Source organism: Mesorhizobium sp. P2_A12 (assembly GCF_056405075.1).
In genome coordinates, this window is record NZ_JBFUCU010000003.1 from 19,587 (window position 1) to 34,050 (window position 14,464).

Sequence of the window (14,464 nt, forward strand, 5' to 3'; positions counted from 1 at the left end):
AGAGTTCAGACCCTTGGCGTGTTCGATTTGACATGGCTCGATGGTCCGCCGAAGGTCGGCCCGCTCAACATACGGGGTGCCGTGCATGTCCCCCACCTTCATCGTCAGACGCGCCACGCCAGAAGACGAAGCTGGGGTTAGCGAGTTGCTTCTCGCTTCCTACCCCGGCCTGATGTGCACTGCATACGATCAGACCATTCTTGAAGCTGCGCTGCCTTTGATCACTCGGGCAAACCCTGCGCTGCTTTCGGCTGGCACCTACTATCTCGCGGTCAATGACGATGGCTTTGCCGTCGGCTGCGGCGGTTGGTCCCGGGAACGTCCAGGAAGCTCCGAGGTGAAGCCCGAACTCGGGCACATCCGACATTTCGCCACTCGTCCCGAATGGCTGGGCCGCGGGATCGGGCGCCAGCTTTACCGGCGTTGCGAAGAAGATGCACGCTCGTCCGGTGTGCGCCGTTTCGAATGCCAGGCAAGCCTCAACGCAGAGGGGTTTTATGCAGCCTTGGGCTTCAGCTCGGTAGGGCGGATCGAAGTACGCATTGGCCCTGGGCCGATGTTGCCGTCCGTCCTGATGGAACGGACCATTTGACTGTCAAGCCTGGCGCTCGGTGCCCGTTCCCGCCGATTGAGTTTTGCCCTTAAGGCCGCTCCAGGGCCTCGACCAGATATTCTACGTGACCGCCTTCCCGGTGTTCGCGCGCGTCGAAGGCATTCTGCCTGGCTTCATAGTCGACAAAAACCGCGTCGATCCGCCGCCGTGCCTCACGCCGTGCTTTGGAACACTGGGAGTCATTAGGGACTGTCAGGCCCCTGAGCGATTTCTCGGTCGCACTCATCATCTGCCTGGCAATGTCGCCATGGGTCGCCTCATGCGCGCGAACGCCGGCGAAGAACCGCGCCCAGCGCTTGTCGAGGGCCGGCGGGAGGGCGGACACGACACGGGGGTAGGTAAAATTCAGGTTGAGCGTTCCATTGACTTGCCCGATGCGGCAGGTGCCCTTGACCTCAACAAGGTCGAACTCCCAAGCCTTTGTATAGCTGGTCTGTGCGATGGCGCGAGCCATGAAGCCATGCCGCGGCCCGTTGCGGTCCATGGACTCGATCAGAGCCTCTCCGGTCTTGCCGGAGATGTCGTATGTCTGCGTCTTGACCAGGATTTTCACGCCCGCCGATGCGACCGTCGCGGAGCCGCACAGGGCGCCGACGATCGCCAGACCTGAAAGAATGAGCAAGCGCATATCCGGCTCCTTTCCAACGACGACGAGTTGACCAGCGGCACAGTGCCGCCGGCTCGGTCCACTTTACATGCCTTGGTAGACCGGTCCCTCGCCGCCCTGCGGCGGGACCCAGTTGATGTTCTGGTTCGGATCCTTGATGTCGCAGGTCTTGCAGTGGACGCAGTTCTGCGCGTTGATGACGAAGCGCACGTCCTTCGCGGCCGGATCGGTGGCGGCGTTGCCGTCCTTGTCGACCCACTCATAGACGCCGGCCGGACAGTAGCGCGTCGAGGGCCCGGCAAAGACATCGTGCTCGGAACGCTGCTGCAACTCCATGTCGCCGACCAGCAGATGCACCGGCTCGTTTTCCTCATGATTGGTGTTGGACAGGAACACCGAGGACAAGCGGTCGAAGGTCAGCACGCCATCGGGCTTCGGATAGGCGATCTTCTCGTGCTTGGCGGCCGGCTCGAGTGTCGCATAGTCGGCCTTGCCATGCTTCAGCGTGCCGAAGGGCGAGACGCCGAACAGCGTGTTCAGCCACATGTCGAGGCCGCCGAGACCGACGCCGACGATGGTGCCGAAGCGCGACCATAGCGGCTTGACGTTGCGCACCTTCTTCAGGTCCTTGCCGATGTCGGTTGCCCGCCAGGCCGCCTCGTAGGAGGAAAGCTCGTCATTGGCGCGGCCAGCGCCGATCGCCTCTGCGACATGTTCGGCCGCCAGCATGCCGGACAGCACCGCATTGTGCGAGCCCTTGATGCGCGGCACGTTAACGAAGCCGGCCGCGCAGCCCATCAGCGCGCCACCTGGGAACGACAGTTTCGGCACCGACTGCCAGCCGCCTTCGGTGATAGCGCGCGCACCATAGCCGAGGCGCTTGGCGCCCTCGAAGGTGCCTCTGATCGCCGGATGCGTCTTGAAACGCTGGAATTCCTCGAACGGCGACAGCCAGGGGTTCTTGTAATTGAGGTGGAGCACGAAGCCCACCGCCACCTGGTTGTCCTCGAGATGGTAGAGGAACGAGCCGCCGCCGGTCTTCATGTCTAGCGGCCAGCCGAAGGAATGCTGGACCAGCCCCGGCCGGTGATTTTCCGGCTTGACCTGCCAGAGTTCCTTGAGGCCGATGCCGTATTTGCCGGGCTCGCGGCCATCGGACAGCTTGTATTTGGCGATCAACTGCTTGGCGAGCGAACCGCGCGCCCCCTCGCCGATCAGCACATATTTGCCCATCAGCGCCATGCCAGGCGCAAAGCCCGGGCCGTGCGTACCGTCCTTCTCGACGCCCATGTCGCCGGTGACGACGCCAGTGACGGCGCCTTCCTCATTGTAAAGCAGGCCGGCGGCGGCAAAGCCCGGATAGATCTCGACGCCAAGCGCCTCGGCCTTGGTCGCCAGCCAGCGGCAGACATTACCCAGCGAAACGATGTAGTTGCCGTGATTGTTCATCAGCGGCGGCATCAGGATATTGGGCAGACGGAACGAGCCGGCCGGGCCAAGCACCAGGAAATGATCATCGGTGACCGGCGTCTTGAACGGGTGGCCTTCCTCGTCGCGCCAGCCCGGCAGCAGCCGGTCGATGCCGATCGGATCGACGACGGCGCCGGAGAGGATATGGGCGCCGACCTCGCCGCCCTTTTCCAGGACGACGACCGAGAGTTCGGGATTGACTTGCTTGAGGCGGATCGCCGCGGCAAGGCCGGCCGGACCGGCGCCGACGACAACCACGTCGAATTCCATGCTTTCGCGTTCGATGTCGCTCATCAACCCCTCCGCACTGGCTTATCCCATTCGGGTATCTTGCTGGCTCCTGCGCTGCATAGCGCATCAATTGGCGACAGGAAACCGGCGCATACGTGACAATGCCGTTTTGGCCAAAAAGTCGCGCATCGCGTGGGCTTAGCGGCTGTTTTCGTCTTCCGGGGCTGTCGGCGCTTACGTTTTTAATTGTTCGACGGCTCGCTTATCAGCCATACTTCATACCATGCGCATTCCTGGGCCAGGCGGCTTTTCATCGACGCGCTTTCCATCGACGCCCGGCCGGGCCTGCCGGGCGCTTCTTTTGGCCCTTCCGATGCTGGCACCGGGTCACGTCGCCGCGGACGAGGTGAAAGTCTGGGCGACGGGCGCTTACTCCTTCTCCGACGAGCTTGGCGGCTTCCACATCACCGGCGCTTCCGGCATCGGAACGAAAGACGACCCGCTGGTCATCACCGAAGAGCTGAATTCGTCAACGCCGGTGACGCTAACCATCCGCACGACAAAGCCGATCCAGGCTTTCGGTCCGTCTGGCGAATTCGCCAATGGCATCATGTATATGCGCATCGACGTTCTCAACAACAGCGGCCAGGCCTGGGTCGAATTCCAGTTCGAACTGCAGGAAATCCTGAACCAGCCAAGCGTGTTCGGCGACGGACTTTCGTTCGACCAGCGCAACAAGACGCCGGACAATATCTGGTCGAGCAATTTCGCCGATTTCGATCGCGATTTCGAACCCTACGACCGCCTGCTGTTCAAGAACGGCAAGGTCGACCCGCTGAAAACCGCCAGGTTCGAATTCCTGATGACCGACTATACGCCGCGCTGGACCTTCTATCTGGTGCAGGACCCACGCATACCTACGGGCTAGAGCAAGCGGCCAGCCTTGCAAATTCCCGTCATGCGGACGAATGTGCCGCCATGACTGCCGCTTCCCCAAACAACAGACAGGACCTTGCCGACCTGCTGGCCTTTTATGCCAGCGCGGGTGTCGACGAGGCGCTTGAAGACCAGCCGGTGAATCGGTTCGCCGAGGCGCCAAAACCGGCAGAGCGGCCGGTGGCGCCGTCCACCGACGCCGTTGCGCCACCTGGTTCGTCGCGCCCCGAGCCGGCCGACAGAGCAAATCTTCCGCCCGTGGCGCGTGCACCGTCGACAACCGCTGCGGTTCCCGACGAGGCGCAGGCGGCGCTGGCGCGCCAGTTGGCAACGACGGCAACGACCCTGGACGAGCTTCGCCAGCACATGGCGGCCTTCGACGGCTGCAATCTGAAGGCCACCGCCAAGAACCTGGTGTTCGCCGACGGCAACCCGGAGGCCGCCGTCATGCTGGTGGGCGAAGCGCCCGGCCGCGACGAGGACATCGAGGGCCTGCCCTTCGTCGGCCGCTCGGGCCGGCTGCTCGACCGCATGCTGGCGGCGATCGGGCTCGACCGCACTTCGGTCTATATCGCCAACGTCATTCCATGGCGACCGCCGGGCAATCGCACGCCGACGCCGCACGAGACCGAGATTTGCCGGCCGTTCATCGAGCGGCAGATCGAGCTGGTCAATCCGAAGGTGCTGATCAACCTCGGCGGCCCGTCTGCCAAGACCTTGCTCAACACCTCGGAAGGTATCTTGCGGCTGCGCGGCAACTGGCGCGTCCACACGACAGCTGCCGGCATCGCCATCCCGGCCATGCCAACGCTGCATCCGGCCTATCTCCTGCGAACCCCTGCGCACAAGAAGCTGGCATGGCGGGATTTTCTCGAGGTGAAGGCGAAACTGCGGGCACTTGGTTGAAGCGCGGCAGCTCTTCCCTTCTCCCCTTGTAGGAGAGGGACAGGGCCATAACCTCCCAGGTAATTGAAATGCATCCACTGCCAGCCTAACCATGCCCCCATGACAACACCCCAAAATTCCGCCGGCAGCCTTATCCGGGAATGGCGCACCCGCCGTCGCATGAGCCAGCTCGACCTCGCCATGGAAGCCGAAATCTCGCAGCGCCATCTGAGCTTCGTCGAGAGCGGGCGTGCCGCGCCCTCGCGCGACATGGTGCTGCATCTGGCCGAGCAATTGTCGATCCCGCTCCGGCAGCGCAACCAGTTGTTGCTTGCCGCAGGCTTTGCGCCGAGCTTCGGCGAACGGTCGCTCAACGACACGACGCTGGCGCCAGCGATGGCGGCGGTCGACATCGTGCTCAAGGGACACGAGCCCTTCCCGGCGCTCGCCGTCGACAGGCACTGGAACCTGGTTTCGGCGAATGCCGCCATTGCTCCCTTCCTTGCCGATGTCAGCGAGGCTTCGCTGCTGACGCCGCCGGTCAACGTGCTTCGGCTCAGCCTGCATCCGGGCGGCGTCGCACCGCGCATCGTCAATCTCCAGGAATGGCGCACGCACCTGCTCGAGCGTCTCAAGCACCAAAACGACGCCAGCGGCGATCCGGTGCTGATCGACCTGGAGCGCGAACTGCGGACTTATCCGTCCGGCTTGAACGGCAGCCGGCCGGCGCCGGTCGAGCCGAATGCCATCGTGCACCCGCTCAGGCTGGCGCATGGCGATCAGGTGCTGTCGTTCATCAGCACCATCACGGTGTTCGGTACGCCGCTCGACGTGACGCTGTCGGAACTGGCGATCGAATCGTTTTTCCCGGCCGACGAACAGACGAGGACGGTGCTGGTGCGGCTGGCGAAGGAGCGGGCCGAACGATTGTAACAGGGAAGCCTGACCCGGCCCTTCGCTATCGCTCGGGGCGTTCGTCGTTCGGAAAGCCAAGCAATCGGCTTTCCGTCCGCTATGCGGACCTCTCCTCACCCCTGAGGCAGAGTTGCCCTTCGCGTGCGGGTGCGCTGCAGACCAAGCTGGCGCTCGCGCCAGATGATGAATATCCCGGCGGCAACGACGATCACGCCACCGACAAGCATATTGAGCGTGGCAACGTCGCCAAAGACGAGATAACCGACGACGACGCCAAGGATCATCGAGGTGTATTCGAAGGGCGCCACGACCGAGGCTTCGGCATGGCGATAGGCCGAAGTCATCAGGATCTGGCCTAGGCCGCCGCAGAAGCCGGCAGCGACAAGAAGACCCGCCTGGAGCGGCGTCAGCGCCTGCCAGCCGAACGGCAGCGACAACAGCGCCATGACGCTCGCCGTCACCGAAAACCACAGCACGATGGTCGCGGTGCGTTCGCTTTGCACGAGATTGCGCACCAGCAGCATGGCGACGGCCGAGATCGCCGCCGCGACAAGAGCGGCGATGACGCCGAGCACCTCCTGGTCGTCAAGCGCCTCGTCGGAACTCAGCAGCGTCAGTTCCGGCCACGAGATGATCAGCACGCCGACCAGGCCGACGGCGACCGCGCTCCAGCGATAGACGCGGATGGCTTCGCCGAGGAAGATCGAGCTGAACACCACCACCAGCAGCGGCTGCGCGTAGTTCAGCGTGATCGCCTCCGGCAGCGGCAGCCGCGTCAGCGCGAAAAAGCCAAGTCCCATGGCGCAGACGCCGACCACACCGCGCGCAATGTGATTGAGCGGGCGCTTGGTCGAAAACGCAGTCCCGAGTTTTCCCTTGAAGGCGAGAAAGGCAATGATCGGAAAGATGGCGAAGAAGGAGCGAAAGAAGACGATCTGCCCCGCCGGAACGGTGCCCGCCGCCTTGATGCAGGTCGACATGCCGACGAAGACCGCCACTGAAAAGATCTTGAGCGTGATGCCGGTGAGCGTGCTGTGCCCGACAGCATGGTCATCGGCTGCTACGGCCTGACCTGGTTTTGCTGTCACGAGTCCGATCCATCCCGATTTAACCGGGATGGATCTCTATCTTCTTGTTCGACCATGATCTTTTCCGAAAACCGGTTCCCACTTTTCGGTATCATGGTCTAGCCGCTTCCCGGATCGTTGCCCAGATGCGCGCCGGCGTCGCCGGCATGTCGATGTGCTTGACACCGTAGGCGCGCCAGAGCGCATCCGTTACCGCGTTGAGCGCCGCCGGTGTCGAGCCGATGGTGCCGGCTTCGCCCGCCCCCTTGATGCCGAGCGCATTGGTGGTCGAAGGCACGTTGCGGGTCTCGAAATGGAAGAACGGGAAATTGTCGGCGCGCGGCATGGCGTAGTCCATGAAGCTCGCCGTCAGGAGCTGTCCGTCCTCGCCATAGATGGTGTCCTCGGTCAGCGCCTGGCCAATGCCTTGCACCACGCCGCCATGAACCTGACCGGCGAGCAGGATCGGATTCACGGTGACGCCGAAATCGTCGACGATGGTGTAGCGGACGATGTCGGTGGTGCCGGTGTCCGGGTCGATCTCGACCTCGCAAATGTGGGTGCCGTTTGGATAGGTGCACTCGTCCTGCACGAATTCGCCGAACCCCTTGAGATCATCCGGCGTCCTGGCGGCCTTGGCGATGGCGGAAAAATCGATCGTACGATCGGTGCCGACGATGCGGGCAACGCCGTCCGACAATTCGATGTCGCCGGCCGAGGCCTCCAGCTCATCGGCGGCGATGCGCTTGATCTTGTTGGCCAGGTCCTCGCCGGCGCGCGACGCCGAGACGCCGCCGAGCGGAATGGAGCGCGAGCCGCCGGTGCCGCCGCCAGCCTTCAGCTCGTCGGTATCACCCTGGCGGACATGGATCTTGTCGATGTCGAGATTGAGCTTTTCCGATAGGAACTGCGCGTAGGCGGTGGCATGCCCCTGCCCGTTGGTCTGGGTGCCGATCTTCAGCGTCACCGTGCCGTCGCCGTTGAGTTCGACAAAGGCCGGTTCCGACCCCGGAAAGGCGCAGGCCTCGATATAGGTCGCCATGCCGATCCCGCGGATCTTTCCGCCGGCCTTCGACTGTTCGAGCCGCTGCGGAAACGCCTTCCATTCCGCCTGTTCGATGGCGCGGGTCATGTGGCCTTCGAATTCGCCGGTGTCGTAGAGACGGCCGGTCTGCGTGCGGTATGGAAACTGCTCGGGCCGGATGAAATTGCGGCGCCGGATTTCTTCGACGGGCAGACCCAGATCGTGGGCGCAGGCATCGACGAGCTTTTCCAGCAGGAACGCCGCTTCCGGCCGGCCCGCGCCGCGATAGGCATCGACCGGGCAGGTGTTGGTGTAGAGGCCGGTGACGGACACGTCGAGCGCCTGGATGTCGTAGACGCCGGTCGACATGGTGACGCCGATATAGGGAATGTAGGGACCGTATTGCGAGACATAGGCGCCCATGTTGGCGAGCAGGTCCACCTTCATGCCAAGGAATCGGCCGTCGCTGTCCAGCGCCATCTCTGCCTTCACGACATTGTCGCGGCCTTGCGCGTCGGTCAGGAAGTGTTCGGTGCGGTCGCCCGCCCATTTCACCGGACGGCCAAGCCGCTTCGCCGCCTCGAGCACCAACGGATATTCGCGGTAGACGAAGCTCTTCGGCCCGAAACCGCCGCCGACATCCGGCGTGATGACACGCAGCTGGTCCTTCTTGATCTTGAACAGGCTGGCCAGGATGTACTGCATGGAATGCACGCCCTGCGACCCCGTGGTCAGCACGAAGCGGTTCTCCTGAACGTTCCACTCGCCGATCGCCGAGCGCGGCTCCATGTAGTTGCAGACCAGCCGGTTGTTGACGAATTCGATGCGGGTGACATGGGCGGCCCTGGCGAAAGCCGCGTCCGTCTTTTTCTTGTCGCCCGTATGGTAGCTGAAGGCCCGATTCGAGCCGAGTTCCGGCCAGACCAGCGGCGTGCCTTCGGCGAGCGCCGTCGCCGTTCCGGACGCTGCATCTTCGCTGTTATAGTCGACGTCGATCAGTTCGGCGGCATCCTGCGCCAAAGCGCGGCTGTCGGCGACCACGAAGGCAACGGCGTCACCGACATATTTGACGCGGTCACGGCACAGGACCGGAATGTCGCGAGTCGGTGCCTTGGTGCCGTCCGGCTGTTCCTGCATGACGCCGGACCTGAGATCGCCGAGATGGGTAAGGTCCTTGCCGATCAGCACCAGATGCACGCCGGGCGCTGCCTTCGCAGCCTCGGTCGAACCGACGGTGAAGCGGGCCTTTGCGACCGGTGAGCGCAAGACATAGCCATGCAGGACGCCAGCCGGCTTGATGTCGTCGGTGTAGCGGCCCTGGCCCTGGATGAAGGCAGCATCCTCGCGCCGCAGCACGGATGCGCCCATCCCGAATTTCGGCGTGACGACGGTCATGGATGCCTCGTAATGATGACTGGGAGGAGGAACGCCTGAAATAGGCGCTGTCTCAGTTTTGTCGAGGGGCCGTTTCGTGTAAAGAGCGCGGACTTCAATTTTCTTGGACCAGCGGAAACAACCCGCCGCCAACGCAATCGACAGGAAAGCCCACGGAATGCGCACGGACACCGGCCAGGTCTTCAAGCTCGAAGACTACCGCCCCAATGACTACCTCATTCCGCAAACCAACCTCACCTTCCGCCTTTCGCCAGACGCAACGCGCGTCACCGCCGTGCTCACGGTCGAGCGCCGTGATGGCGTGACCGCGTCGGCTCCGCTGGTGCTCGACGGCGACGGGCTGACGCTCAAGCGCATCGAGATCGACGGCAAGAAACCGAAACCGGCCGATATTCTGGTGTCGCCCGACCAACTGACAATCCTCGAGCCGCCGGCCGCGCGGCGCTTCCAGCTGCTCATCGAGACCGAATTGGCGCCGGTGGGCAACGAAGCCCTGATGGGCCTTTACCGCTCGAGCAATGTCTACTGCACGCAATGCGAGGCCGAGGGCTTTCGCCGCATCACCTATTTCCTCGATCGCCCCGATATCCTGTCCGTCTACACGGTGCGCATCGAAGCCCTGCGCGAGGAGGCACCGCTGCTTCTGTCCAACGGCAACCCGGTCGACAAGGGTGACGTCGGCGATGGCTGGCACTATGCGGTGTGGCACGACCCCTTTCCCAAGCCGTCCTATCTGTTCGCGCTGGTCGCCGGCAATCTCGGCAAAGTCGCCGACAGTTTCGTCACCCTATCCGGCCGCATGGTCGAGCTCGGCATCTATGTCGAACCAGGCAAGGAGAAGCTGGCCGGCTACGCGATGGACGCCCTGAAGCGGTCGATGAAATGGGACGAGGAGGCGTTCGGCCGCGAATACGACCTCGACGTCTTCAACATCGTCGCCGTCTCCGACTTCAACATGGGCGCTATGGAGAACAAGGGCCTCAACATCTTCAACGACAAATATGTGCTGGCCGACCAGGAGACAGCGACGGATGCCGATTTCGCCAATATCGAGGCGATCATCGCGCATGAGTATTTCCACAATTGGACAGGCAACAGAATCACTTGCCGCGACTGGTTCCAGCTCTGCCTGAAGGAAGGGCTGACGGTTTTCCGCGACCACGAATTCTCCGCCGACCAGCGCTCGCGCGCGGTCAAGCGCATCGCCGAAGTGCGCACACTGCGCGCCCACCAGTTTCCCGAGGACCAGGGACCGCTGGCGCATCCGGTGCGGCCACGCCGCTACCGCGAGATCAACAATTTCTACACGGCCACGGTCTACGAGAAAGGCTCCGAAGTGGTGCGCATGATCCGCACCATTCTCGGGCCTGATGCCTTTCGTGCCGGCATGGACCTCTATTTCGAGCGGCACGACGGCGACGCGGCGACGATCGAGGATTTCATCAAGGTGTTCGAGGATGCGTCCGGCCGCGACCTGTCGCAGTTCGCGCTCTGGTACCACCAGGCAGGCACGCCCAATTTGACCATCAGTTCGACGCACAATCCGGCGTCCCAGGAGTTCATGCTCGAAATCGAGCAGTCGGTGCCGCCGACACCCTCCGAGAGCCGCAAGCGGCTGATGCACATCCCGCTCGCCTTCGGCCTGATCGGCGCCGGTGGCCAGCCGGTCGACTATAGCGGCGTCGAGGGCGCCAGCGTCGAGGACGGCGTCATCCATGTCCGCAAGCGCCGCCACATGGTGCGGTTCTCAGGTGTTGCCGAGCGACCGGCGGTGTCGCTCAACCGCGGTTTTTCGGCGCCGGTGACGCTGTCCGTCGAGCAGAAGGCTGACGACCAGTTCTTCCTCGCCCGCCATGACAGCGACGCCTTCTCGCGCTGGCAGGCCTTCAACACGCTGTTGACCGACGCGCTGATTGCCGCCTTCCGCGAGATCCTCGGCGGCAGGCAGCCGGTTTTCGCGTCGCGGCTGACCGAACTCGCCGGCGGCATCGCCAGCGACGAAACGCTGGAGCCGGCCTACCGGGCGCTGGCGCTGGCGCTACCTGGCGAGGCCGACATTGCCCGCGACATCGGCAGCAACATCGACCCCGACGCCATCTACGTTGCCCGCGAGGCGCTTGCACTGGCGATAGGCACCGCCAACCCCGACAGTTTTGCCGGCCTCTACGACAGGCTTGCCGACAAAGCGGCGTTCAGCCCGGATGCGGCGAGCGCCGGACGACGGGCCTTGCGCAACACCCTGCTTGACTATCTCTCCATGCAGCCGGGAGGAGCAGTACTTGCCGCCGGACATTTCCAATCGGCGACCAACATGACCGACCGCGCGGCGGCCCTTGCCGTGCTTGCGTATCGCCACCACGGTTCGCCCCAGGCGATCCAGGCGCTGGCGGCTTTCGAGACGACTTATGGCTCCGACCCGCTGGTCATGGACAAATGGTTCCAGATCCAGGCCAGCGTGCCCGGTCCGCAGGCCGTCGACACGGTGCGCGCGCTGACCGCTCATCCCGCTTTCTCGATGCACAATCCGAACCGGGTGCGCTCGTTGATCGGCACATTCTCCAGCGCCAACCAGACCGGCTTCCACAGCGCGGATGGCGAGGGCTACCGGTTCTTCTCGCAGACCGTGCTCGAGGTCGAAAAGCGCAATCCGCAATTGGCGGCGAGGCTGGCTACGGCACTCCGCTCATGGCGTTCGCTCGAACCTGGCCGACAGGCCAAGGCCAGGGAAGCGCTGCTCTCGATCGCGAAAGCCGGAGACCTCTCGGCGGATCTGAGCGATATTGTCGATCGCACGCTGGCGTAGGCGTGCGCCTTCATCCGAAAGCCGCCGTTTCGGCACTATTTTAGTCGATTTTTAATCTTTTTTCGCCGGACCACTGGACAACGCGAATCACCTTTGATTCTTTACTGACGATTCGGATGTGCGGCGTTTGCCGGATCAAAGCAGCATAGGCAACTTCGGGGAGTGCCATTTATGGCGAAGGCGGACGCGTGGGGCGCGCCCGGGGGGAAGGTTTTTGCGCATCGCGAGACGCGAAGCGACGGCCTTGCCGGGAACACGCGGCTCATCGCCGAACCGGCCTACCGGCGGCTTCTGGCTGCCGAGCCGCTGTTGCGCCGATCGATACCGGCCCTCATCATCACCTTCCTGATCGTCATCGCGGCGCTGCGGGTCCTGTCGCTGATGAACGAGCGCGACGATGTCGAACGCAACGCCAAGGCGATCCTCACGCTGGCGGCGGGTCAGCTGGCGAGTTCGCTCGCCACCACTTCGGACACGATGCCGGGCGCCATCCAGGACCTGCTGGAGACCACCAGCCGTCAGGGCGCGATGGGGCGCAGTCATGTGCTCGTCATCACCGACAGCGCTTTCAAGATCGTCGCGGTGACACCGCGCTCGATGCCATGGCAAAGCCATTCGCTCGACGGCCTCGTCCAGGGCGGCCAGCCATTGTTCATGTTCGGCGACCGCGCCGGCGTCATGGAGGTCAACATCGGCGGACGGGACTGGTACGCGGCGGTCAGCCTGGCGAACGGGCGCAAGGGTGCCGCGGCGGCACTGGTCCCACAGGACGCCGTTTTCGACACCTGGCGCAAGACTGTCTCGCTGAACGTCACCCTGTTCGTGCTGACGGCCGGCGTGCTGATCGTCATCCTCTACGCCTATTTCGGCCAGGCGGCACGCGCGCAGGCCGCCGATCGCATCTATCTCGAAGCGCATCAGCGCATCGACATGGCGCTGGTTCGCGGCCGCTGCGGCCTGTGGGACTGGGACATGGTACGCGGCAAGATGTACTGGTCGCGCTCGATGTACGACATGCTCGGCTACAAGCCCTGCGACACGATGCTGTCCTTCGGCGAGGTCGACGAGATCATCCATCCCGAGGACGGCGACCTGTTCGAGCTCGCCAACAGAATCGTCGCCCGCGAAATCGACCATATCGACCAGGTGTTCCGCATGCGGCACGCCGATGGCCAATGGGTGTGGATGCGCGCCCGGGCACAGGTCATCGATCCTGAAGCCCCGGAGATCCAGCTGATCGGCATCGCCGTCGATGTCACCGAACAGCGCCATCTGGCGCTGCGTTCCGAGGCGGCCGACCTTCGCCTTAGAACGGCGATCGAAAACATCAACGAATCCTTCGTGTTGTGGGATTCGGCCCAGCGGCTGATCATGTGCAATTCCAAATACCAGCAGGACAACGGCCTTTCGGACCGGGATGTCATGCCGGGCACCGCGCGCGCGGTGCTGGAAGAGCGGATGCTGGCCTTTGCTTCCGAACGGCGGCTTGCCAACACCAGCGGACTGCAGGGCGGCGCCACCTTCGAGCGGCAGCTGGCCGACGGCCGCTGGCTGCAGGTCAACGAACTGAAGACCCGGGACGGCGGCATCGTCTCCGTCGGCTCCGACATCACCCAGATCAAGCTGCACCAGGAGAAGCTGGTCGACAGCGAGCGCCGGCTGATGGCGACGATCCATGATCTGAGCCTCGCGCGCCGGGCCGAAGAGGAGCGATCGCGCGAACTGGTCGATCTCAACCGCAAATACATGAAGGAAACCGAACGCGCCGAAGCGGCGAACCGGGCGAAGTCCGAATTCCTGGCCAACATGTCGCACGAATTGCGCACGCCGCTGAACGCCATCATCGGCTTCTCCGAACTGATGGAACAGAGACTGTTCGGTCCGCTGGGGTCGGAGCGCTACGAGGAATATGCCACCGACATCAACAGCAGCGGCAAATATCTGCTGGGCGTCATCAACGACATTCTCGACATGTCCAAGATCGAGGCTGGCCAATTCTCGCTCGACCAGGAACAGATCGACCTCGGTCCGCTGATCAGCGAGACGGTTCGCGTCGTCTCGCTGCAGGCGGCGCAAAAGGCGATCACCGTGGAAACACGCATCGCCGACGCGCTGACGCTGTTCGCGGATCGCCGCGCGATCAAGCAGATCGTCATCAACCTCTTGTCCAACGCGGTGAAATTCACCGGCCAGGGCGGCCACATATCGGTCAGGGCCCGCAACACTTCCGGCGCGCTTGTATTGACCATCGAGGACAATGGCTGCGGCATCCCGAAAGACGCGCTCGGCAAGCTCGGCCGTCCCTTCGAACAGGTGCAAAACCAGTTCTCCAAGAGCCATGCCGGATCCGGCCTTGGCCTCGCCATCTCACGCTCGCTGGCCGAGCTCCAGGGTGGCGCGCTGAAGATCCGTTCGACCGAAGGTGTCGGCACAATCGTGTCGGTGCGCATTCCGGTGAAGAAGAGCGCGCCGGCGATCAAGGCGGCAGCCTGAGCTACCACAGGCTCCGACTGACGTC

General features: G+C 63.5%; 10 protein-coding genes. 6 read left to right on the forward strand and 4 right to left on the reverse strand.

What is annotated here, in order from left to right; translation table 11 throughout:
* The first annotated feature begins 85 nt into the window (after nt 1–85).
* Nucleotides 86–592, forward strand: a complete 507-nt coding sequence (locus AC1DZU_RS07745; protein ID WP_477283342.1) for a GNAT family N-acetyltransferase — start codon at nt 86–88, stop codon at nt 590–592.
* 49 nt (nt 593–641) lie between these two features.
* Here AC1DZU_RS07745 and AC1DZU_RS07750 read toward each other — a convergent pair whose 3' ends face one another.
* Nucleotides 642–1,241 carry a DUF922 domain-containing protein gene (locus AC1DZU_RS07750; protein WP_477283343.1) on the reverse strand — a complete coding sequence of 200 codons (600 nt, stop codon included), beginning with the start codon at nt 1,239–1,241 and terminating at the stop codon, nt 642–644.
* A gap of 63 nt (nt 1,242–1,304) precedes the next feature.
* A complete protein-coding gene (locus AC1DZU_RS07755; RefSeq protein WP_477283345.1) occupies nt 1,305–2,984 on the reverse strand; it encodes an electron transfer flavoprotein-ubiquinone oxidoreductase in 1,680 nt (559 codons plus the stop codon).
* Between the two features lie 220 nt (nt 2,985–3,204).
* Here AC1DZU_RS07755 and AC1DZU_RS07760 point away from each other — a divergent pair, with 220 nt between their 5' ends.
* The 3 genes from AC1DZU_RS07760 (at nt 3,205) to AC1DZU_RS07770 (ending at nt 5,675) form a co-directional block, all read left to right on the forward strand.
* Nucleotides 3,205–3,849, forward strand: a complete 645-nt coding sequence (locus AC1DZU_RS07760) for a hypothetical protein (RefSeq protein ID WP_477283347.1) — start codon at nt 3,205–3,207, stop codon at nt 3,847–3,849.
* 50 nt (nt 3,850–3,899) lie between these two features.
* Nucleotides 3,900–4,763, forward strand: a complete 864-nt coding sequence (locus tag AC1DZU_RS07765; protein WP_477283349.1) for a uracil-DNA glycosylase — start codon at nt 3,900–3,902, stop codon at nt 4,761–4,763.
* A 99-nt stretch (nt 4,764–4,862) separates the two neighbouring features.
* Complete coding sequence (locus AC1DZU_RS07770; protein WP_477283351.1) at nt 4,863–5,675, forward strand: helix-turn-helix domain-containing protein; 813 nt, start codon at nt 4,863–4,865, stop codon at nt 5,673–5,675.
* Between the two features lie 95 nt (nt 5,676–5,770).
* Here AC1DZU_RS07770 and AC1DZU_RS07775 read toward each other — a convergent pair whose 3' ends face one another.
* Nucleotides 5,771–6,745, reverse strand: coding sequence for a DMT family transporter (locus tag AC1DZU_RS07775; protein ID WP_477283352.1), 975 nt, complete (start codon nt 6,743–6,745; stop codon nt 5,771–5,773).
* Between the two features lie 91 nt (nt 6,746–6,836).
* Nucleotides 6,837–9,143 (reverse strand): xanthine dehydrogenase family protein molybdopterin-binding subunit, encoded by a 2,307-nt coding sequence (locus tag AC1DZU_RS07780; protein ID WP_477283353.1) that lies wholly within the window; start codon nt 9,141–9,143, stop codon nt 6,837–6,839.
* Nucleotides 9,144–9,300: 157 nt separating this feature from the next.
* Here AC1DZU_RS07780 and pepN point away from each other — a divergent pair, with 157 nt between their 5' ends.
* Nucleotides 9,301–11,946, forward strand: coding sequence for an aminopeptidase N (gene pepN, locus AC1DZU_RS07785; protein ID WP_477283355.1), 2,646 nt, complete (start codon nt 9,301–9,303; stop codon nt 11,944–11,946).
* Between the two features lie 171 nt (nt 11,947–12,117).
* Nucleotides 12,118–14,439 carry a PAS domain-containing sensor histidine kinase gene (locus AC1DZU_RS07790; protein WP_477283357.1) on the forward strand — a complete coding sequence of 774 codons (2,322 nt, stop codon included), beginning with the start codon at nt 12,118–12,120 and terminating at the stop codon, nt 14,437–14,439.
* Nucleotides 14,440–14,464 lie beyond the last annotated feature (25 nt).